The 21,866-nt window shown below is 53.4% G+C and carries 20 protein-coding genes and 1 riboswitch; of the genes, 1 reads left to right on the forward strand and 19 read right to left on the reverse strand.

Annotation, left to right across the window (positions count from 1 at the left end):
• Positions 1-13 precede the first annotated feature (13 nt).
• The 3 genes from LKH74_RS01310 to LKH74_RS01320 are packed head-to-tail and all read right to left on the reverse strand — an operon-like array spanning position 14 to position 4,095.
• Positions 14-964 carry a thymidylate synthase gene (locus LKH74_RS01310; RefSeq protein WP_287707896.1) on the reverse strand — a complete coding sequence of 317 codons (951 nt, stop codon included), beginning with the start codon at positions 962-964 and terminating at the stop codon, positions 14-16.
• Positions 965-976: 12 nt separating this feature from the next.
• Positions 977-2,872 (reverse strand): ABC-F family ATP-binding cassette domain-containing protein, encoded by a 1,896-nt coding sequence (locus LKH74_RS01315; protein WP_287707895.1) that lies wholly within the window; start codon positions 2,870-2,872, stop codon positions 977-979.
• 23 nt (positions 2,873-2,895) lie between these two features.
• Positions 2,896-4,095: a CCA tRNA nucleotidyltransferase gene (locus tag LKH74_RS01320; RefSeq protein ID WP_287707894.1), complete on the reverse strand. Its 1,200-nt coding sequence runs from the start codon at positions 4,093-4,095 to the stop codon at positions 2,896-2,898.
• A 320-nt stretch (positions 4,096-4,415) separates the two neighbouring features.
• On the opposite strand from LKH74_RS01320, the gene LKH74_RS01325 reads away from it, so the two are divergent.
• Positions 4,416-5,306, forward strand: a complete 891-nt coding sequence (locus LKH74_RS01325) for a YitT family protein (RefSeq protein ID WP_287707893.1) — start codon at positions 4,416-4,418, stop codon at positions 5,304-5,306.
• A gap of 121 nt (positions 5,307-5,427) precedes the next feature.
• On the opposite strand, the gene LKH74_RS01330 is transcribed toward LKH74_RS01325, so the two are convergent.
• The 16 genes from LKH74_RS01330 to LKH74_RS01400 all read right to left on the reverse strand — a co-directional run bounded on the left by LKH74_RS01330 (position 5,428) and on the right by LKH74_RS01400 (position 21,405).
• Positions 5,428-6,687, reverse strand: a complete 1,260-nt coding sequence (locus LKH74_RS01330; protein WP_287707892.1) for a tetratricopeptide repeat protein — start codon at positions 6,685-6,687, stop codon at positions 5,428-5,430.
• Positions 6,688-6,888: 201 nt separating this feature from the next.
• A complete protein-coding gene (locus LKH74_RS01335) occupies positions 6,889-7,164 on the reverse strand; it encodes an HU family DNA-binding protein (RefSeq protein ID WP_011667553.1) in 276 nt (91 codons plus the stop codon).
• Between the two features lie 238 nt (positions 7,165-7,402).
• A complete protein-coding gene (gene der, locus LKH74_RS01340; RefSeq protein WP_135367844.1) occupies positions 7,403-8,710 on the reverse strand; it encodes a ribosome biogenesis GTPase Der in 1,308 nt (435 codons plus the stop codon).
• 98 nt (positions 8,711-8,808) lie between these two features.
• A complete protein-coding gene (rpsA, locus tag LKH74_RS01345) occupies positions 8,809-10,107 on the reverse strand; it encodes a 30S ribosomal protein S1 (RefSeq protein ID WP_125576829.1) in 1,299 nt (432 codons plus the stop codon).
• Between the two features lie 81 nt (positions 10,108-10,188).
• Positions 10,189-10,866 (reverse strand): (d)CMP kinase, encoded by a 678-nt coding sequence (gene cmk / locus LKH74_RS01350; RefSeq protein WP_167850157.1) that lies wholly within the window; start codon positions 10,864-10,866, stop codon positions 10,189-10,191.
• Positions 10,867-10,900: 34 nt separating this feature from the next.
• Positions 10,901-11,551, reverse strand: a complete 651-nt coding sequence (locus LKH74_RS01355) for a LysM peptidoglycan-binding domain-containing protein (protein ID WP_135367843.1) — start codon at positions 11,549-11,551, stop codon at positions 10,901-10,903.
• A gap of 478 nt (positions 11,552-12,029) precedes the next feature.
• Complete coding sequence (locus tag LKH74_RS11925) at positions 12,030-12,392, reverse strand: PBECR4 domain-containing protein (protein ID WP_353845635.1); 363 nt, start codon at positions 12,390-12,392, stop codon at positions 12,030-12,032.
• A 245-nt stretch (positions 12,393-12,637) separates the two neighbouring features.
• Positions 12,638-14,053, reverse strand: a complete 1,416-nt coding sequence (locus tag LKH74_RS01360) for a RecQ family ATP-dependent DNA helicase (protein WP_287708060.1) — start codon at positions 14,051-14,053, stop codon at positions 12,638-12,640.
• Positions 14,053-15,090, reverse strand: a complete 1,038-nt coding sequence (locus tag LKH74_RS01365; RefSeq protein WP_287707888.1) for a helix-turn-helix domain-containing protein — start codon at positions 15,088-15,090, stop codon at positions 14,053-14,055. Before LKH74_RS01365 ends, LKH74_RS01360 begins: the two co-directional genes overlap by 1 nt.
• Positions 15,091-15,864: 774 nt before the next feature.
• Positions 15,865-16,458, reverse strand: coding sequence for an ECF transporter S component (locus LKH74_RS01370; protein ID WP_287707887.1), 594 nt, complete (start codon positions 16,456-16,458; stop codon positions 15,865-15,867).
• A gap of 111 nt (positions 16,459-16,569) precedes the next feature.
• Positions 16,570-16,687, reverse strand: a riboswitch (FMN riboswitch).
• 58 nt (positions 16,688-16,745) lie between these two features.
• Positions 16,746-17,468 carry a pseudouridine synthase gene (locus LKH74_RS01375; protein ID WP_287707886.1) on the reverse strand — a complete coding sequence of 241 codons (723 nt, stop codon included), beginning with the start codon at positions 17,466-17,468 and terminating at the stop codon, positions 16,746-16,748.
• Positions 17,469-17,470: 2 nt separating this feature from the next.
• The gene (gene scpB, locus LKH74_RS01380) at positions 17,471-18,073 is read right to left on the reverse strand and encodes an SMC-Scp complex subunit ScpB (protein ID WP_287707885.1); all 603 of its coding nucleotides are present in this window, start codon (positions 18,071-18,073) and stop codon (positions 17,471-17,473) included.
• Positions 18,051-18,839, reverse strand: coding sequence for a segregation and condensation protein A (locus LKH74_RS01385; protein ID WP_287707884.1), 789 nt, complete (start codon positions 18,837-18,839; stop codon positions 18,051-18,053). The genes scpB and LKH74_RS01385 overlap by 23 nt, the downstream gene beginning before the upstream one ends.
• Positions 18,793-19,188 carry an N-acetyltransferase gene (locus LKH74_RS01390; RefSeq protein ID WP_287707883.1) on the reverse strand — a complete coding sequence of 132 codons (396 nt, stop codon included), beginning with the start codon at positions 19,186-19,188 and terminating at the stop codon, positions 18,793-18,795. Before LKH74_RS01390 ends, LKH74_RS01385 begins: the two co-directional genes overlap by 47 nt.
• Positions 19,189-19,224: 36 nt before the next feature.
• Positions 19,225-20,121, reverse strand: coding sequence for a site-specific tyrosine recombinase XerD (xerD, locus tag LKH74_RS01395; RefSeq protein ID WP_287707881.1), 897 nt, complete (start codon positions 20,119-20,121; stop codon positions 19,225-19,227).
• 393 nt (positions 20,122-20,514) lie between these two features.
• Positions 20,515-21,405 (reverse strand): CvfB family protein, encoded by an 891-nt coding sequence (locus LKH74_RS01400; RefSeq protein ID WP_135367835.1) that lies wholly within the window; start codon positions 21,403-21,405, stop codon positions 20,515-20,517.
• Positions 21,406-21,866 lie beyond the last annotated feature (461 nt).

Below are 21,866 nucleotides of genomic sequence, written 5' to 3' on the forward strand. Positions count from 1 at the left end.
TCTCCTCTCTTATTTACACGGCAACGGGGGCCTTGATGGCCGGTTCCGGGTCGTAGCCCGTGACCTTGATGTCGTGCATGTCGTAGTCAAAGATACTGGATTTTTCCGGATTCAACCACAGCTGAGGTGCGGCATGCGGCGTCCGGGCCAGCTGCGTCTTGACCTGGGTGATGTGGTTCTTATAAATGTGCGCGTCGCCCAGCGTATGCACGAAGTCGCCCACTTCCAGGCCGACTTCTTTGGCAATCAGCGACGTTAACAACGCGTAACTGGCGATGTTGAACGGCACGCCCAAGAAAATGTCCCCACTGCGTTGGTACAGCTGACAACTCAGCTTGCCGTCGTTGACGTAGAACTGATACAACGTGTGACACGGTGGCAAGGCCATAGATGGCACGTCGGCGGGATTCCACGCCGACACGATCATCCGCCGGGAATCTGGATGGGTCCGCAGCGTGTCGATGACGTTGGCCAACTGATCGATCGTCTCGCCGTTGTACCCCTGCCAAGCGCGCCACTGACTGCCGTAGACCAGGCCCAGGTCACCGTAATGTTCGGCAAATGCCTGGTCGTTGATGATCTTATCGCAGAATGCGGCCTTTTCCGCCTGGTACTGCTGGTTAAAATCGGCATCGACCAGTGAGCGCCGGCCGAAGTCGGTCATGTCCGGGCCGTGGTAGTCAGGGCTATCCACGTACCGCTGGAAGGCCCATTCGTCCCAAATGTGGTTGTGGTGTTGCAGGAGAAAACGAATATTCGTGTCCCCCCGTAAGAACCACAACAGTTCGGACTTGATCAGGCCAAAGGGCACCTTCTTCGTGGTCAACAGTGGGAAGCCCTCCTGTAGGTTAAACCGCATTTGGTAGCCAAATAAGCTGATGGTGCCCGTGCCGGTCCGATCCGTTTTTTCGTGGCCGTCCGTCAACACGGTCTTTGCTAAATTCAAATAAGCCTCTTCTAACACGCCATTGCCTCCCTATTCTGCGTACTCGCTGAGGTATTCCCAGCGGGTCATCTTTTCATCTAGTTGGTGGTCCAGGTCGTCTAATTGGGCCTGAAGATCGGCCAACTTATCGTAGTTGGCGCCGTTGGCATTCATTTCGGCTTGGACCTGTGACTTTTGGTCCTCCAAGCCGTCGATTACGCCTTCGATGCCTTCCCATTCCTTTTGTTCCGCGTAGGTCAGCTTGACCTTTTTCTTGGGCGCGTCCGGCTTGGCTTGCGGCTTTTCGGTGGCCTTTGGTTTTTCCGCCTTAGCCGCGTGCTTGGTTTGCGCCTGGGCGTCTGCCAGGTAGCTACTGAAGCGCCCGGAGTACCGCTCGATGTGCCCGTTACCGGTGAAGATCAACAGCCGGTCGGCCACCTTATCCAAGAAGTACCGGTCATGAGAAACCGTGATAACGGTGCCGGCAAATTGAGAAATGTAATCTTCCAACACTGTCAGCGTGCTAATGTCTAGATCGTTAGTCGGTTCGTCCAGCAACAAGACGTTGGGCTGTTCCATCAATAGTTTTAACAAATAGAGCCGCCGCTTTTCCCCACCGGAGAGCTTGCGGATCAACGTCCCGTGCATGAACCGTGGGAACAAGAACTGTTCGAGCAGTTCCGTGACACTCACGGAATTGCCGGCCTTGTCGGTCACATTTTGGCCCACCTCGGACAGGTAATTGATCATCCGCTTGTCTTCGGGAATCGGTTCGATCTGCTGGGTGTAGTAGGCCATTTTCACGGTCTCGCCCACCGTCACGATGCCGGAATCTAGTGGGAGGCGTTGGGCAATCACGTTGAGCAGGCTAGACTTACCGGCCCCGTTTTCACCACTGATCCCGATGCGTTCGCCACCTTGAATCAGGTCGTTAAAGTCCTTTAAAATGACGTGGTCGCCCAATTTCAAATTAGCGTCTTTGAGCTCGATGACTTTCTTGCCCAGGCGTTGTTGGCCCAGCGAGATGGAAACATTGCTTTGGACTTGGCGGGTTCCCACGTTACTGGCCAGGTCGTTGAAGCGGTTGATTCGGGCCTGTTGCTTGGTAGAACGGGCCTTAGCCCCCGCCTTCATCCAGGCCAATTCCTTCTTGTACAATTGTTGTTGCTTCTGGTCGGCTTCGGCCTCTTGACTGACCCGTTCGGCCTTTTCTTGGACGTAGGCTTGGTAGTTCCCCGGATATTGGTAGAGCTTCCCGAAGTCTAATTCCCAAATTTGGTTGGCAATTTGATCCAGGAAGTACCGGTCATGAGTCACGACCAGTAAGGCGCCCTTGTAGCTGGCCAGATACTGTTGGAGCCAGGCGATGGAATCGAAGTCCAAGTGGTTGGTTGGTTCGTCCAGGAGTAATAAATCGGGTGACTGAATGAGGACTTGAGCCAAGCCGACCCGCTTGATTTGGCCCCCAGACATGGTCTTGATGGATTGCGACAGGTCCGTGATCTTCAGCTGCGTCAAAATCGTCTTGACGTCGCTTTCGGCAGTCCAGGCCTCTTCTTCGTTCATCTGAGCTTCCGCGTCCAAATACCGCTGCTGAGCCTTGGCATCGTCCGGATGTGCCCCATAGGCCGCCAGGGCCGCTTCGTAACGGCGAATCGTGACAAAGACCTTTTGATCACCGGAAAAGACGGCGTCCATCACGGTCAGGTTTTCATCGAGGTCTGGCGCCTGGGTCAGATAGCCGATCGTGTAGTCCTTAGGGGTGTTGATTTCCCCAGACTGCTCATTGCTGACGCCGGCCAAGGTATTTAACAACGAGGTCTTCCCACTCCCGTTGACCCCGATCAGGCCGATACGATCGTGTTCGTTAATAATAAAATTCAAATTATCAAATAGCGTTTTTTCACCGTAAGTTCGGTGTAAATTTTCCGCGCGTAAGGTTTGCATAGCTTCACTCTCTTATTTTCAGATTACTTGTTGGCGTTAACGTGTGCCACCAGTGCGGTCGTGTCGTTGGGCAGCGCGCCAGTGACCACTTGATATTCAAGGTCGCCCAAGATAGCACCTAGCTGTGGTCCAGGTTGCACGCCGGCCTGTATGAGGTCACGGCCCGTCGCGGCCAATTCCTTCTTGTGATGAATCGGCAATGCGGCTAAAGCAGCCTGCAGGTCTGATTGGCGATCCGGGGCGCCTAAAATGACGGCCACCTCATTGGCCACGGGTACCAGATCGGCCCCACACTGATAAAGTTGCCAGGCGGTCAACTCACCTGTCAGTAACAGTGTGGCCGCACGACTGGCCGTTTGGACAGCCGTGATGGTTTGATTGGCGGTCTTCCAGTGCTTTAAGAACGGCGTGATCTCGGTGCTGGTCAGGCCAAATTTGGTGGCCAACAACGTCCAGGCGGCCGTGTCACTGGAGACGCCGTGGGTCAGCTGTTGCGTTAGTGCGGCCAAGTCCGCCTCGTGGTCTGCGAAACCGGGACAGTGTTGCCACAAGCCTGTGTCCATAAAGTCTTGAAGTCCGCGTTGCGGGGCCTTGCCCTGTAACAGCTTTAACAATTCCACTTGGGTCCGCTCGACCGCAATCTTGGCCAAGAGTTGGGCGTGCGCCGTGATGGCCGCTTGCGTCTCGGGTACGATCTGAAAGTCCAGCTGACTGGCAAACCGCACGGCCCGCATCATGCGCAAGGCGTCCTCATGGAAGCGTTCCTGCGCATCGCCCACGGCACGGATCTGGCGGTGCTTAAGATCCGCTAGCCCGTCGAACAAGTCGATGACCGTCCCGTCTTCCTTCATGGCCAAGGCGTTGATAGTGAAATCCCGGCGTTTTAAGTCCTCATTTAACGACCGGACAAAGGTCACCTGGTCCGGCCGCCGAAAATCGGTATAGGTTGATTCCGAGCGAAACGTGGTAGTCTCGTAGCCGGTCCCGTGATCCAAAATCATGACGGTACCGTGTTCGATTCCGGTGTCCACGGTGCGCTTGAACAGCCCTTTAATCTCGTTAGGATACGCGCTAGTGGCGATGTCCACGTCATGGATGTCTTTACCCAAGATGGTATCGCGAACGCTGCCACCGACGAAATAGGCCTCATAGCCGGCCTGTTCAATGGTCTGAAGAACCGGCCGGGCCAATTCAAATTCATGTGGTAACTTGTTTAGCTTCAATTTGCTCACCCTTTTGCCAGTTATTTTCGATTTTTACTCACTATGCCAGTCTAACAGATTCTGCCTTGAAATTGAAACCAAACCACCGGCGCTTTTTTGCTGGACAACGTTGGTGCTGACCGCCAGTTGCCTGTTGGCGCACGCTTCGGCTCAAAGCGAGGTGTCGAGACCGTCCTTTGGCTCGACCCGTCCGCCCCAGCGTTCCAACTCATATCCAGTGAACGGTAGGTGGCTAGCACATCGTAAACGAGTTTTGTCCCACCACGCCGGGCCGCTGTGCTATGATAATGACAGTACTTTTACCGTTGGGAGTGAGTCTTATGGCACCACAAGACGAGTCAGTTCGTCTACTAGATTTATGCATGATCGGTTTAGGTTGTGCAATGTTTGCCTTCGGGTTGGTCTTCTTCAACATCGCCAACCACCTGGCCGATGGCGGAATTTCCGGGATTACCTTGATTCTGCGGGCCTTATTTGGCATCGACCCGGCCTATTCGACGATTCTGATCAACGTGCCCCTCATTTTGATTGGCTGGCGGTTCTTGGGTCGCCAATCGCTGATCTACACGATTTATGGCACGATTATGTTGTCCCTGTTTTTGTGGATCTGGCAACGGGTGCCCTTCGTCATTCAGCTACACGGCGACCTATTGCTGTCGGCCTTGGGTGCTGGGATCATCGGGGGCTTCGGGTCTGGCCTCCTGTACCGTTACGGTGGGACCACTGGGGGAACCGATATCATCGCCCGGATCTTTGAACGGTTCCGGGGCGTGCCCATGGGCCGCACCCTGCTCTACCTGGACGTGGTGGTCTTGTTGATCTCGCTGGTCTACATCGATGTACAGCACATGGCCTACACCTTGATCTATTCCTACATCTTCGCGCGCATCGTCAACTTCACGCAGGAAGGCGCGTATGCGGCCCGCGGCGTCATCATCATTTCCCCCAAGCACCAGGAAATTGCCGACGACATCATGGCCCGTCTGGAACGCGGCGTGAGCCTGATTGATGGCGAAGGTGGCTATTCACATCAGGCCCGCAAGTTGCTCTACGTGGTGGTCGCGCCTAGTGAACTCCACCGGTTACGGCAAATCATCGCGCACCACGACGACAAGGCCTTCGTCTCTATTATCAACGTCAATGAAGCGCTGGGTGAAGGCTTCTCGTTTCAGGTGCCCAAGAAAGGTTGGCTGGGCAAATTAAAGCACTAGGAACTGGGTTGGCAACCGCGGGCTTTGCGGTTGCTTTTACTTTTGCACTCTAAGTTAAAGTAATTATTGTGTGTTCACGCGATTAAAAAAGAAGCCCGCCGCAACAGGCTTCTTCTCCTGATTAGTCTTCGTAACCCTCTAGCATCAACGCCATTTCATCGTCGTCCGGCACGACTTGTAAATAAGCGTGCAGTAACTTGATGACCTGGTCGCTGGCCCCTTCTTCGCGGTAGAAGTAGATGGCTGGCTTCAAGAAGTCTGCCTGGTCCATGAAGAATGGCTGAGCTGCGTCGTAATACTTCCGTGCCGCTTCAAAGTCTTCTTGGTGTTCGGCCGAGATCGCCAGGTTCCAGTACAACTGCGGATCGGCATCGTCGCTCTTCACATACGGTTGGACCAGATCCACGTTTTCTTGCCACCGCTCCTGCTTCACGTAAAGGTTGCTGAGCTGAATGACCGCACTTAAGTCGTCGCTATCCAGTTGATGCCCGTGCGTCAGGTATTTTTCAGCCAACGCCTCATCGTCCAGGCGCGTCGCCACGTGGGCCGCCTGCAACCAGAGTTTCTCGTTGTATTGGTCCACGCCCAAGCCCTCCTGGAGTGCCTTAAGCGCCTCTGGCAGCCGATTTTCCGCTTCTAGTGCCTGACCCAAGTACGGGTACAAAGACGTGTAATGTGCATCGCTGTCCTTGAGTTCTTCGAAGAGCCGAATGGCCGTGGTCCGTTCCTTGAGCTGCAGGTAGGTGAATGCCGTTTCAAATTTCACATCCGGGGTCATGTCCCCCGGGTGAATCTGCTTGAGATAGCCGATGGCCTGTTCAAACCGCCCGGCATTGGCATAGGCAACCCCGAGCCGTTCCACCAGGTTGACCTTGGACAACTCGGTGGTGCCGGCCGTGATCAGGTCTAAATACAGCGGAATGGCCTTTCTGAACTCGCGCATGGTGAAGTACAGCTCCGCCAAGGCAAACGTGATGACGGGCTCGTCAGGGGCTAATTTCTTCGCCGTCAGGAGCTTTTGTTCACTAACCTCGAACAACTCCTGGGTCTGATATAAGTCGGCGGCCACCATCAAGGATTCGACGTACGCCGGGGAATCCGGCTTGACCTGGTTCAAATAGTCTAAGGCTTCGTCGTTTTTATCCTCATCGATGGCGATGTCGGCCAAGTTGGTCCGCAGCTCATCTTCATCGGGATACTTTTTCAATAATTTTTCGTAAATGCGTCGGGACTGATTGAGAAATCCCAGGGAATACAGTTCCTCACCCAGGCTAAACAGGGTATCGTCATCGTCGTGGCGCAGGGACAAGGCGTACTGCTTCTTAAATGCCTCGAGTTGCCCCTTTTCCAATTGGTCCAGTGCCGTTTCTGCGTAACTCATAACCCGCCTCCATTTTTTCTGTGTGACTCATTTTTAGTCGATTTAACCAGCACCCACCATCTTACCACCATTGGCGTAAAAGTGGGACTTAACGATTCGCTGGCATCACGGTTGACCCGTCAAAATGGTTAAGCACCACAAAAAAGCCAGCCCGGCAGACACCGCACTGACTCTTTTTAAGCGTTAAATAATTAAGAATAATTACTTAACAGCATCCTTTAAAGCTTTACCTGGCTTGAATGCAGGTACTTTGCTTGCAGGAATTTGGATTTCTTGTCCAGTTTGTGGGTTACGGCCCTTACGAGCTGCACGTTCACGAACTTCAAAGTTACCAAAGCCGATCAATTGAACCTTTTCGCCTTTAGCTAAAGTTGCTTGGACAGAATCGAAAACTGCATCAACTGCAGCCGTTGCGTCCTTTTTAGTTAAGCCAGTTGCAGTTGCAACGTCGCTAACCAATTGTGCTTTGTTTGCCATTTTGAATTCACCTCCTGAATAGAAGATTAGATGAATGCCATCTAGTGATCATTTTTGAGTGGTCCAAAAATGATGAAACAAATACGGTCAACCGCATCATTTCTTTATCAAAGATAGCACAGGAAGCCTTATATGACAAGGGATAACGCCATTTTTTAGCAAGAAAACTTGCAGAATCACTGATTTTACTAAGAAATCATTAAAAAATGGCAAAAATGCTGGTCTTAAGCCCCTTTTCCTACTTCCGTGCGCGTTCGATCAAGTGGATTGGGGTCCCCTCGAAATCGAAGTGTTCGCGGATCTGATTTTCCAAGAAACGCTCATAGGAGAAGTGCATCATCTTCGGGTCGTTGACGAAGACCACGAAGGTTGGTGGCGCCACGGCGACCTGAGTACCGTAGTAGACCCGCAGCCGCTTGCCGTTGTCGGAAGGCGTCGGGTTCAGGGCAATGGCGTCCATGATCACATCGTTTAACGTGGCCGATTGGACCCGCTTGTTGTGGTTCTCAGAGACCCGCTTGATCATGGCTGGCAATTGTTCCAGCCGTTGCCCCGTCTTTGCCGAGACAAAGACGATCGGCGCGTAGCTGAGGTATTGGAACTCTTGGCGAATCAGGTTTTGGAAGTCCGTCAGTGTGTGGTTGTCCTTCTTTAAGGTGTCCCACTTGTTGACCAGGATGATGATCCCCCGGCCAGCCTCATGGGCATAACCCGCGACCCGCTTATCCTGTTCACGAATACCTTCTTCGGCGTTCAAGACCACCAGTACGACGTCGGAGTCATCGATGGCGCGCATGGCCCGCATGACACTGTAGCGTTCGGTATTTTCGTAGACCTTCCCGCGTTTCCGGATTCCGGCCGTATCGACCATCGTGAACTTAGTATCCTCGGCCGTAAACTTGGTATCGACCGCGTCACGCGTCGTTCCGGCGATGTTGGAGACAATCACCCGGTCTTCACCCAACATGGCGTTGACCAGTGAGGATTTCCCAACGTTTGGCCGACCAATCAGACTGAAGCGGATGGAATCATCCTTGGGTGCACCATCATCGTCAGGGAATTCCTTGACGACAGCGTCCAGGAGATCCCCTAGCCCCAACCCGTGGACCCCAGAAACGGGGTACGGATCACCGAAGCCCAGGGAGTAGAAGTCATAGACCGTTTCTCTGGTCTCGGGGTTATCGGCCTTGTTGACGGCCAAGATAACCGGCTTATCCGCCCGATACAAGATCTTGGCGACCTTTTCATCGGCGTCGGTCACCCCTTCAGGTGCACTGACGATAAAGACGATGACGTCGGCCTCATCGATTGCAATTTCGGCCTGTTGGGTAATTTGCGTCAAAAATGGTTCATCGCCGAGGTCAATTCCCCCGGTATCGATCATCCGAAACTCGGTCCCCAACCATTCGGCGTGGGTGTAGATCCGGTCCCGCGTGACCCCGGGCGTATCCTCAACAATGGAGATCCGTTCGCCGGCGATGCGGTTGAACAACGTGGATTTACCTACGTTAGGCCGGCCAACAATGGCAACAATTGGAAATGCCACAATAAATCCCTCCTTTTCAAAATAACGTTAAGTGACATGAAAAGGGTTCAGAACGAAACCAACAAAGTTCCGTTCCAAACCCTCTTCAACCAAACGTATTAGTTGTTTTCGTTATCTTCCATATCTTTCTTCAAGCTGTCCCCAATGAGGTCACCTAAAGAGAAACCGGTGCTTTCTTCTGGGGCGTTAGCCGTTGAAGTTTCTGCACTGTTCCGGTTGTTACGACGACGGTTGTTGCCGCCATTGTTCCGACCGCGGTTGTTGTTGCTGTGGTTTTCAGAAGAATCGTCAGCTGATTGTGGCTTTTCTTCCAAAGCCTTGATGGACAATGCCAAACGGTGATCGTCTGGACGAACATCTAAGACCTTAACCTTGATTTCTTGACCAACCTTCAAAACGTCAGCAGGCGTTGCGATGTGTTGGTGAGAAATTTGAGAAATGTGAACCAAGCCTTCAACACCTGGGAAAACTTCAACGAAGGCACCAAAGCTAGTCAGGCGCTTAACAGTCCCGTCCAAGACACTGCCTTGAGGGGCCTTTTCTTCGATACCGTCCCAAGGTTCTGGTAAGGTTTGCTTGATGGAAAGGGAAATCCGGTCGCGGTCTGGATCTACAGATAAGACCTTAACCTTAACTTCTTGGCCCACCTTCAAGACATCGCTAGGCTTTTCAACCCGTTCAAAGGCGATTTCTGAAACGTGAACTAAGCCGTCAACGCCACCAAGGTCAACGAAGGCACCAAAGTTGGTCAAACGGGCAACTTTACCTTCAACGATGTCCCCAGCCGTTAACTTGGACATGATCTCTTCCTTTTGAGCAGCGCGTTGCTTTTCAACAATTGCGCGGTGGGATAAGATCAGACGGTTTTCACTAGGTTCGATTTCGACGATCTTGAATTCCAGGGTTTGGCCCTTGAATTGAGATAAGTCTTCAACGAAGTGATCTGAAGCCATGGATGCAGGAACGAATCCACGCACACCGGCGTCAACCACTAAACCACCCTTAACCACTTGGGTAACAGGGGCAGTCAACGTGTGACCTGCTTCAAATTCCTTTTGGATGTCGTCCCAAACCTTACGGGCTTCCAAACGACGTTGTGACAGTAAGTAACTGCCGCCTTCCTTATCGGAACCAATCTTAGAAATTACGACGAGGTCTAATACGTCCCCGACTTTAATTACTTCTTTAATATCGTCAACTGGCTTAGTTGAGAGTTCCTTCTTGGGAACAACCCCTTCAACGCCAGTATCAGCAATCCCAACGATTGCTTGTTGGTCATCATCGATTGCTAAGACTTCACCCTTAACAACGTCACCAACTTTAACGGTGTCGATGCTGTTTAAAGCATCTAACAGATCGTTATTTTCATTGTTTTGACTCGTGCCATTTTCACTCATGCGAATTTTTCCTCCTTGCGACAACTCTATATACTATTTTAGCTGATTATGCTAGTAAAAGCTAGTAAAATGCCTATTTCTCTAGGATTCTTTTTTCTGGATGATTTCTGCGATCTTGTCAGCCACCTGTTCGATGCTCATAGACGTGGTATCCAAGCGGATTGCGTCCGCCGCCTGCGTCAGTGGTGAGACCTTCCGGGTGGAGTCTTTGCGGTCACGTTCTTCGATCTCGTGTTTCAGGGTTGCCAGCGGCGTATCGATGCCCTTGGCCGCGTTATCCTTCAAACGCCGTTGCGCCCGTTCGTCCACACTGGCAACCAAGAAGATCTTGACTTGCGCGTGGGGCAAGACCGTGGACCCAATATCACGACCGTCCATCACAATTCCGCCAGCATCAGCGATCTGCCGTTGCCGTTCCGTTAATTCGGCCCGCACTGCGGGTAAGGCAGAAACCGCCGACACAGAATTCGTGACATCTGGTTGGCGAATGGCCAACGTGACTTCCGTATCGTCAACGAAGACCTTTTGTTCCGGGGTCCCCGGTTCAAAACGAATCGTGATCTGATCCAGCAAGGCCTTAACGGCTGCTTCGTCGGTCAAACCGACGCCTGCTTGTAACACCTTCCAGGTAATTGCCCGGTACATCGCCCCTGTGTCACAGTAAATGTAGTGAAAACGTTGGGCTACGATCTTGGCAACCGTACTCTTGCCGGCCGATGCGGGGCCATCAATGGCAACTTGCAATCCTTGTTTCTCCATGAAAACCAAACTCCTATCAAAATAATTTTAACGCTTAACGAACCCGTAACTTCTGTCCTGGATGCAGTGAAGCACCGGAAGACAAGCCGTTTAAAGCCAACAACTTATCCACGGAAATACCCGCGTTGGTGGCCACCCGGTAAACCCCCTGACCAGATTCGACCGTGGCGTACTTTTCACCCGTCGTGGCGCTACTCGTGCTACTGCTGGTCGTTTGCTGGCTACTGCTCGTGCTAGTAGTCGTACTGCTCTGGGCCGCCGAACTCGTGGTAGCCGAAGAACTGCTAGTCGTTCGTGCTGAACTAGCAGTTGTGGTTGAAGTCGTGGATTTCTTAGGTGTGCTGGAACTGGCCACAGTTGAAGAAGACCGCTTTGAAGAAGACTTCTTCTTGTGGCTCGAACTCTTGGCCTTACTGGATGAGCTGGAGGAACTAGCCGCCACCTTTTCCGTATTCTGGGGCCGATTAACTGCGCTTTGGCGCGCCAAACCGTAAACCAATGATGCCGCCGCAATCACAATGATAATGGCAACTAAGATAACGGTCACCATGGTGTTGCTGTGGTTTTGTCGCCGCATTTTCGTTCGTGACAGGTTACCCTGATCGTCGCGATCATCGGCAAACGATTGATCCCACGGGTGGGACTCTTGCTCCTTCGACGTTTGATCGTCACGCTTCTGACTCATCATCTAACCTCCCTGAAAAACTTTCACCCGTAATTGTACCACGGGCACGATGTTTTCGATAGCTATAATTACCTAAAATGTTGCCATGTCGGGATTTCTTAGAATATCTTAACTATTTTTCGGAATGCCCAGCTAGTGACTTTCTGTATTTGTCTCAGTTCACCGTAACTTTTTTCTAGCAAGTCCTGCTATTGTATGTCAACGCAGAAATCAAAATTAAAAAAGCCACTCGCCGTCGCGCATGGCAAAGTAGCCCACCCTATTTAATTAAGCCATTCAAAGCCCACAATTTCTATTCGCTTGGAATGCCGATAATCAAAATACTTACTCTTAGTCACAAAAAATGTCACTGGGGCAAATACCACGGGCTGTAATTCCTTATCTACTCGTCGTAAACCAACAACTAATTTACGCGAATTTCGATTTCCTTTAAAGACCAGGTCCAGCCTCATCGAATTTTGGTTATCAGTCTTCGCAACTAAGATGCAGGTCTTAAAGGGCGCATCAATGAAACCTTCACGGAGAAAATCAATGTTTCCAATCTATCCTTAATTTCACCATAATGTTGGTTTCTCTTAAGCTTCGCCAACGTTATTTCACCTGCCAAAACCTTTTGATACATCACTTTAGCAGAGTCGCGATAGATTTTGTGTAAACCCAGTAGATGACATAATTGTAACGTATCAAAGCGGATGTAAAAGTCTTCTAGATGAACGTACGAAGTTGAAAGCAGTAAGGTTCGACCATTAAATAAGCGATTAAAGCTGTCAAAAATAGTCTTCAATTCCCGTTCTGTCGACAACTTTTCACATCCATTCTTATGTACAAAAAAAGAGCGCAATCATGGATTCGGCCCCATGCGGCTAACGCTAGGATAACCCACCCGCGGGGGAACGTGGCGCGCTCATAACCACTTCATTGCTTTTAGCAAGCAATCAGAATTAGGGTGATAAAAACGGATGATGAGAAAGGCACGGCCTTTTCGTTCATCCTTATCACTACGCCAATTATCGCTAATGGCACTTGAAATGTCAACATTAAGCTATGATCCGTTGACAATTTTTTTGGGGGGACCACTTACCCACTCTAAAACAACCGCGCCAGCCGCTCCTGCCACGGCACCGCTTCAGGCGTGGGCGCCGCTGCCTGACGAGTCAGGCCTAATGCCGCCAGGTCAAGGGCCACGTTGCCCGGTGCACAACACCGCGCCGTGTGGGCTGGACTGGTCTCGTCAAACGCCTGCAGCCACGTGGCCCGCAGGCAAGTTTCGGTTCGCACGTACGCCAACATTTGGGCCAACGCGTGATTCCGCTCCTGTTCCCGACTGGCAAACAGCCGCACCACGGCGTCTTCACTGATGCCATGCGATCGATAAAAAGCCAGTAGCTGAATCTGGGGATCGTCGGCCGCAAAGTTCTGGGGGTGGACGTAGTACCGCTGAATCGTGTCGACCTCGGGCCGGTTGGCCTGCCCCAAGGCTAGCGGCAACTGTTCATCGCCCGGAGCGTATAGCAAGATTGCCACGCTGGGGTGGCCGTCACGACCAGCCCGGCCAATTTCTTGGGCGTAACTCTCCAAGTCGGCTGGCAAATGGTAGTGGATCACAAAGCGCACGTCATCCTTATCGATGCCCATGCCAAAGGCGCTGGTCGCACAGATGACGTCGAGTTGGCCCGCCATGAACTGTTGCTGGATCTTGAAGCGGTCCTCAGCATCCAGCCCGGCATGATAAGCCGCGGCCGTGACACCCGTCGTATCGCGCAACCACAGGGCCGTATCCGTGGCCTGTTGCTTACTGGAAAAATACACGACGCCCGGCCGCCGTAAATGGGCCACCAGGTCCTGCAAGCGCGACTGCTTGGTGGCCTCGTCCGCCACGTTTTCGACATCCAAATAGATATTCGGCCGGTTGACCGACTCCGTGACAACCTGCGGCTGGCTACGCAGCTGTTTGGCGATTTCCGCACGGGTCTGTTGGCCCGCCGTCGCCGTTAGCATCAGGGTCAACGGGTGGTGGAGCTTTTCGCGAATCGCCCCCAACAACAAGTACTCGGGGCGAAAGTCCGGGCCCCACTGCACGATACAGTGGGCCTCGTCCACCACCAACAGGCTGAGTCTGATCTGCTGCAAGCGGGCCAGCATCTGAGGTTGCGCCAACATTTCCGGTGAGAGAAATAAGAATTGGTATTGGTTCAAATGGTTTAAAATGCTCAGGCGTTCCCCAAACGGCGTCTGCGACGTAATCGCCGCGGCCCGTTTGAACCCGCTCATGCGCATCCGATTGACCTGGTCGTTCATCAGTGACAACAGTGGCGACACAATCAACACGCACCCCGGGTGACGGTAGCCGTACAACTGATAGATCAGCGTTTTTCCGGCCCCGGTCGGCAAAATGGCCAGGGTGTTGTGACCATTTTCTAGGCTGGTCAGCGCTTGCTCTTGACCGGAGCGGAAGTGCTCAAAGCCAAAGACGCGTTTCAAACTGGTCGTCAACGGTTCCATCACGCGGTCGCCTCCTTGATCTGCCAGATGGCAAATAGTCGAAAATAAAAGAAATCATATCGGGTCTGCAGGTCTTCCGGTAAATTAGTGTACTGCCAGTCGTCCACTGACCCCGCCAAGACTGCCGCAAAATCTTGGCGGACTTGGGGCGGCAAGACACGTTCATAGGGAAAATCCCGTAGTGGCAACATGATAGCTGCCTCCAACAGGTGTTCGCGCACGGTACTCAGCTTGATTTTGCGGATCGCCGCCACGCGCGTCAGGTCCCCACCCGCTTCTACGGCAGTCAGCGTGGCCTGGGCACTGCGCGAAATCGGCACTTGCCACAGTGGCCCCAACAGGTCGTGGAGCGGATGGTCGGTCTGGCGGGCGTCTTGGGCAATCTGGACCACCCCGTCGATCTGCATCAAATGGACCTCCCAAACGGTCCACTGATGGGCGGCCGCCACCTGTTCGCTGGTCAAGCCCGGTTGACCAAAGCCGGTGAACTGGTCGGTCACCACCCCGGCCGTTTGTCCGGGCAGTTGCTGGAGACTGTGCGTTAGCGCCGCCCCTAATTGTGGTGCCAGCGTTGGGCTCTTTCGTCGATGAAACCACTGGCGCACGGCTCGCCGCGTCTCTTGATCCGTCGCCAAGGGATAGTAGCGCGCGGTGCTGTGGGCAAATTGCGAGGTCACCTGTACCGCCAATAAGAGCCGCTGCCGGGCGGCGACTAGATCCAAATTGACCCACTGATCGGTGGTCACGGGGCGATAATAGGCACGTTGGGCCAATTGCTGCTCGCCTGCTGCCGTCAACCGCACCGTCGCCTGGTCGCCATCGACGGTCGCCCAGCCGCGGTGTTGCAGCTCTTGAATGGCGTCATCTAAGCCACCCCGCTGGAGGTGCTTGTCCAAATTCAACAAGGGCAACAGCCGATAGCGCTGCCCCCAATACAGGGTCGACACCGTTTTTTTGCCCCGCAAAAGATTTTCAATCACCCGAATTCGGCGATCCTGCTGCGCGCTTAACAATTGCCCTAAATCCACGGCCTCCACGGTGGCCCCCCCTTTCATGCTTAATGATGTGGCGCTTACCTGGTGTAAAATGTCTGTTCCCAGTTTACCATAGAAAAAGGACCGGCAAGCCGCCAGTCCTTGATTTGCTTAAATTTGTGATTAATCGCCTGAAGGTTGAAAGACGGAAATTAGCTGGAACTACTGTTAGCATGCGACTCATGGCGTCAAAAATAGTCGTTTACAGCCACATAATACGAACTGGCCGCCTACCGTTCGCCAAATATGGGTTGGAACGCGGGGGCGGACGGGCCGAGCCAAAGGTCGGTCTCGACGCCTCGCTTTGAGCCGCAACCCACGTCTCAAAGACGCCAGTTGCCTAAGCGGCATGAACCGCGCCGCTAAGGCAACTCCCACGGCTGAACCCATATTTGGCGAACTCTCGGCTACGGTAGTGCGTGTTGGTAACAATCGTCTTAACCCCAGATAGTAGTTACGTTGACAACTAGTCTTTCATTAACACAGTGTTACTGATAACCTCCACCTTGCCGGAGGCAGCCAGGGTGGAGCCAGCTGTGTCGGCAGTGTTGGCTGAGGTTTTGTCTCAGCCTACAGCGCGGGACGACTTGAGAGACTGGCGGTCTTTGCCAGGCTTTCAAGCGAACCGGAAGACCGCTCCCCAGGCTGGAGGTGTTCCCCAGAGCAGGCGGAACCCTGGCTGACGCAGGCGTCTGGTTTCACCAATTTGAGTGGACAGAACACCGTCGTTACAGCAATCAACGCCTTAATTTTAGGTTCAACCTTCAGTTAATCGCCTTATGACAGCGTATGCTTAGCCAGCCATGGTGCCATCCGCCGGCTCAATAAGATGAAGAGAATCCCCAAGATGACCCCCTTCAAGAGGTTGAACGGAATGACGCCTAACAAGATCAACTTGTTGACTGGCAATCCCAGTGACATGCCCCAGACCTTCAGGTACAACGGCGTGATGACCCACCAGTTGGCCAAAGACAAGACCACCGTCAAGGTCAAGGTTCCGGCCACCACGGCACCGATTTGCCGCGACAGGGTCGGTTGCGCGTCTGCTTGCTTGCGTTTCAGCACGTAACTGATGGGCAAGATGTAGGCGATGTCAGCAATGAAGGCCGTCAAGACGCCGATGAAGTTTACGATGTCCATACCGGTCGATACAAAGTACAGTAATTCTTTCACGGCCGCAATCATCACGGCGCCGGCAGGACCGAACAGACTCATGCCTAATAAGACGACCAGATCGCTGAGATCCAGCTTCATGTACGGCACGATGGGAATGATCGGCACTGACACGAACATCAAGACGTACGCACACCCCGCGAACAGGGCCATCTCAACCATCGACCGAACCTTTAACCCGCTATGACTATTTTCCATGATACTTGTTCCTCCTTGCGGTCATCTCGTGGTAAAGCACAGAAAAAGGCCTTACCACAGAAGGGCAAGACCTTGGGATTTACGTAAAATTGTTTGCGCAAAAAGCAACGTCTCCATCTTCTGCATACCAGACTATACTGTCGGTTTCGGAGTTGCACCGAATCCACCGCTCGCGCGGGTCGCGGACTTTACCGCCGGTCGGGAATTCCACCCTGCCCTGAAGATGAACCAAATTTTTATTACAACCATAATATACTAAGAATTGCGAGCGCTGTCAACCGTTGCTCTTACGCCAATCCGGTCAATCTGCGCAATTCCTTGACTTCTTCTGGCTTCAACGGCCGGTAATCCCCGGCATTTAACCCCTTGAGTGTCAAGAAGCCATACTGTTCCCGCTTTAACTTTTCCACGGGCAAGTTCATGGCCGCCAACATCTTTTTGACCTGGTGGTTCTTCCCTTCATGAATCGTCAGCGAAACGATCGCCGTTTTCTTCTTGGGGTCAGAACTGATGATCTTGCTCTTGGCCGGCGCATAGGTCTCACCGTCCACCGTAATGCCTTGCCGCAACGTCTTCATCGCGTCATTGGTCGGCGTTCCCGTGACCTTAGCGATGTAGGTCTTCTCGACTTCATACTTCGGGTGCGTCAAGCGGTTGGCCAGTTCCCCATCGTTGGTCAGTAACAACAACCCCGAGGTATCGTAGTCCAACCGGCCCACGGGATAAATGCGCTGACTGACATTTTCCACCAGGTCGACCACCGTCTTGCGGCCCTTGTCGTCGTTGGCGGTCGAAATGACCCCTCGCGGCTTGTACAACATGATGTACACGGGAGCCTCGCTGGTGACCGGGACACCATCGACCACGATCTTATCGTGCACGCCGACCTTGGTCCCTAGTTCCGTGACCACGGTGTCGTTGACGCGCACCCGGCCACTCATGATTAATTTTTCGGATTGCCGCCGTGAAGCGACCCCGGCGTGGGCCAAAACTTTTTGTAAACGTTCCATAATTAGCTTTCATCTCCTGATTGGTTGAGCTGTTGGTTAAAGGCCTGTAAGAATAAATCGCCGCCGTCCGTGTCGGTCGCCGACTCGCTAGGGGTCGCTGCGGCGGGCAGTGGTGGTAAGTCGGCCAGCTGCTGCAACCCAAAGTAGTCTAAGAAGTAGTCACTGGTCCGATACAGTTTTGGCCGACCCGGTTCGTCCAAACGCCCCGCGTCTTCGATCAACCGCCGCAAGACCAGCTTTTGCACGGTCGAGGCACTCTGAACGCCGCGGATCTCATCGACTTCAATTCGCGTGATCGGCTGACGATACGCGATGATGGCCAACACCTCGAGTGACGCCGGCGACAAGCTCGTGCTCAACGGGTTCTCAAAGTAGTGCTTGATCACGGGCGCTACGTCGGCCTTGGTGACCAAGCGGTAGGTGGTATCATTGACCATCAGTTCCAGCGCACAATCCGTATCGGCGGCGTATTTCTGTGCCAGCTTTTCCAGACTCGCCAAAATGGCGGGCCGCATCAAACCGGTGGCCGCGGCCAGATCGGCGACGGTAATCCCTTCATCACCGCTGACGAACAGGAGACTTTCAATCTGTGCTAGAGGTGACATCGGGGGTATAACTTCCTTCCATTTTTAGAAAATTCACTTGTAACGGTGCTAAGCGGCCGGCCTGTTGCAGACGAACCTGACGTTGCCGGGCCAATTCGAGCACCGCCAAGAAGGTGGTGACGATTTCTTCCATGACTGGGCGCTTGGCCAGTAAGCCGTCGAAGTCGACCGGCCCCGCCGCGCGTTTCAACCGCGTGAGCACCGTTTGCATTTGGTGCTTGATGGTAAAGTGTTCCTGGTGAATGCTTTGCGTGACCGGCTTGGCCACCATGGCGCGATGAACCAACCGCTGCAAGGCACTCTGCAGGTCGGCGGGTTGAATGCCCGGTGCCACCGTCAACGCCACCGTATCGGGCACCGCCATCGCTGGACGGGTGAAGTGTCGTTGCCGGGCGGCTGCGCGCTGCTTCAATTCCTGGGCCGCTTGCTTATAGCGTTGGTACTCCAACAATTGGTTCACCAGTTCTTCGCGGGGATCGTCGGCCACGTCTTCATCGACGGACGCCACGGTTTGCGGTTTGGGCAACAATAGTTTAGCCTTGATGGCCATCAGGTTGGCCGCCATCACAAAATACTCCCCGGCAATATCTAACCGCAACGTCTGCATTTGGTGCAGGTAGGTCAGATACTGGCTGGTAATGGTGGTAATCCGGATATCGTAAATATCCATTTCGTTAGTTTTAATTAGATGTAACAGTAAATCTAGCGGGCCTTCAAAGTCACTGACCTGAATCAGTGGCTGCCCGTTGTGCGTGGCTTTGTCCATGGTGATACTCCCATTTTGCAATAATCTTGGCGGTCGTTATGGTGCCCATCAACCGCTTGGTCGGCACCGCCGTCGCCAATTGGTCCAACATCTGCCACGTGTTGCGGGTCAGTTGTTTATCCGGCATCAAGGTGATCAACCGCACGATCAAAAAATCTCCCTGCGTTTCGGTCCCCAAGATCCCGGCAAAGTCATCGTGTTCATCCTTCCAAAGATACAAGGTCCGGTCCGTGCCGTCCTGATACCAGGCCAGCTCACGTTGCAACCGGTCCCAGTCCTTGAAAGTCGGTAACAAACTGAGCAGGCCCATCGCAATTTTTTGATAATCACTACGATATTTAAGTAACATTGGTCCGCCTCCGTTCAATTTTGCTATATTACCACATTATGCGCGCGGATGGTACTGGTCATAGACGTTGCGCAACCGCTTTTTGGAAATGTGCGTGTAGATCTGTGTGGTCGTGATGTCCGCGTGCCCCAGCAATTCCTGGACCACGCGCAAATCCGCGCCGTTTTCCAAGATGTGCGTGGCAAATGAATGCCGCAGCGTGTGGGGCGTCACGTCCTTTTGAATATCCGCTAGCGCCACGTAATGCTTGATCTTTTGCCAAATGGCCTGACGAGACAAGCCGCCCCCGTGGGCATTTAAAAACAGGTACGGACTGGTCCGCTGCTTCAACAAGACCGGGCGACTCTGCTGCAGATACTGGTTGATCCAGTCCGCCGCCACGTCGCCAATTGGAATGATGCGCTCCTTGTCGCCCTTTCCCAGCGTTTGGATCAGCCCCATCTCCAGGTGCAAGTCCGCCAATTTCAGGTGAACCAGTTCACTGACCCGCAGTCCGGTCGCGTACATGACCTCCAAAATGGCCCGGTCGCGGATGCCATACTTGGTGCTGGTATCCGGCGTCGCCAATAAGCGGTCGACCTCCGCCACCGTCAAGACCGCCGGCAAATGCTGGGCGTGCTTGGGTGCGGCGACGTTAGCCATCGGGTTTTCCGCCAGCTGATGGGTCTGAATCAAGTAGCGATAAAATTTGCGTAAGGCCGACACCGCGTGAATCACGGAGTTGCGGGACTTACCTGCCGCCGTTTGCTGACTCAGATACGCCATGATCTGCAGGCGGTCAACTCGTTTGAAGTCCGTCACGTGTTGCGGCGTCAGGTACAGGGCAAAGTTGTGTAGTTCCTGGCGATAGCTGGCAACCGAATTTTCGGCCAGTCCCTGTTCCACGGTCAGGTAATGGGCAAAGTCTGCCGTTTGGTTATCCAGTTCAGTCATGGCTCTCCTCCTCACTGACGTTTGTGGCGATATGCGCTTTTGGTGCCGCCTGCCGTTGCGCGAAAATGGGACCGGAACGCGGTGGGCGGACGGGTCGAGCCACAGGACGGTCTCGACACCTCGCTTTGAGCCGCAACCCCCGTCTCAAAGACGCCAGTTTCCTAAGCGGATAAAATTTATCCGCTAAGCAAACTCCCACGGCTGGGCCCATTTTCGCTCCACTCTCGGCTACTGTAGTGATTGTCACAAGCGACTGATATGACTCACCATAAACTTTCGGTCACCATAGCCCCCCAACCAGGTCACTGTCCCCAAATTAGCCCAGTTTTTCTCACTAATAATGATTTTTTCAATCATCCATAACACTGCTGGTCAGCCCAGACACATCTACTGCTATTTCGCTGGGTCGTCCGTCGTGGCCTCGCTGTTGTTTAACCAAAGGGCGCCATCGTGTTGGGTGATTTGCCGGTCTTTTAACAGGTGGCCGATTGCCCGTTTGAACTGGCCCTTGCTGATGCCAAAGTAGGCCTTGATGGCGGCGGGGTCCGACTTATCACTGAAGTCTAGCTTACCATCCGCTGAATGTTGTAGTGCCGCCAGTAACATGGCCGCATCGTCGTCAATGGCCTCGTAGGTCCGCGGCCGCAATGACAGGTTTAACGTGCCGTCTTCGTGGACGCCAATAACCCGGGCCTTCAGTTCTTCACCCAAGCGTGGTTCGCGTTCCCGTTCGGATGGGTGAATGAACCCCAGTTCGAAATGATCCGTCATGACCCGCGTCCCCACCAGCTTCAACTGGTAGGCCGTAGCGACCACGTTGGCGTTTTGCATGTGCTTCTTGGCAGGTTGCGCGATGGCTTGATAAATTTCCCCATCGGCCAGCACGCCCCACAACCGGTGCTTGGCGTCTTCACGCAAGGCGATCATCAAGCGGTCGCCTTGTTGCGGCCACAGCTCCATGATATCTGGCAGGTCATCCAACGAAACCACGATATCCTTGTTGGGCAAGCCAATATTAACAAAGACGCCCAGCGTTCGTTGACTCCGTACGACCGTCCCCATGCCATAGTGATCGACTTGAACGGCCGGTGCGTTCCGCGTGATCTGCAGGTCGTGGCCTTCATTTTCGTAAGCAAAGCCCTTAAAATTGGCCCCCATCTTCAACGGCTTCTTGATTTCCGCCTTGTCGAGCCGAAAAGTCGTCCCGTTCACCTGGACGAAGTAATCCTGTTCGTTTTCATCAGTAACTTTTCCCGTGATGATGCGGCCTAATAGTTCTTCCATAATCTCCTCGATTCTACTGGGCTGCCCCAGTCTGTCCGTACAAAAGTGTCTACCCCCTATTTTACACGGAAACGGTAAAACTAGCGACCCTTTCCGGAAAATATTGTGAAACTCCCGCCACACCGGTTGCCAGCGACTAGAGGTGATTAGCAACATCGTCTCTGCTGGTCGCCTGCCGTTGCGCGAAAATGGGCTGGAACGCGGTGGGCGGACCGGTCGAGCCAAAGGACGGTCTCGCCCTCGCTTTGAGCCGCAACCCCCGTCTCAAAGACGCCAGTTCCCTAAGCGGATGGACCACCCGCTAAGGGAACTCCCACGGCTGAGCCCATTTTCGCTCCACTCTCGGCTACAGTAGTCTTACAACTTGACAATCGCAGACTAATCAGCTGGAACCGGGAGTCATCATAATTTCACCAACGGGATGTTACCTAACCGATTCGCCGCAGGCCGCCATGGATGGC

Source organism: Levilactobacillus sp. (assembly GCF_022646225.1).
GTDB classification, from domain to species: domain Bacteria; phylum Bacillota; class Bacilli; order Lactobacillales; family Lactobacillaceae; genus Levilactobacillus; species Levilactobacillus suantsaiihabitans.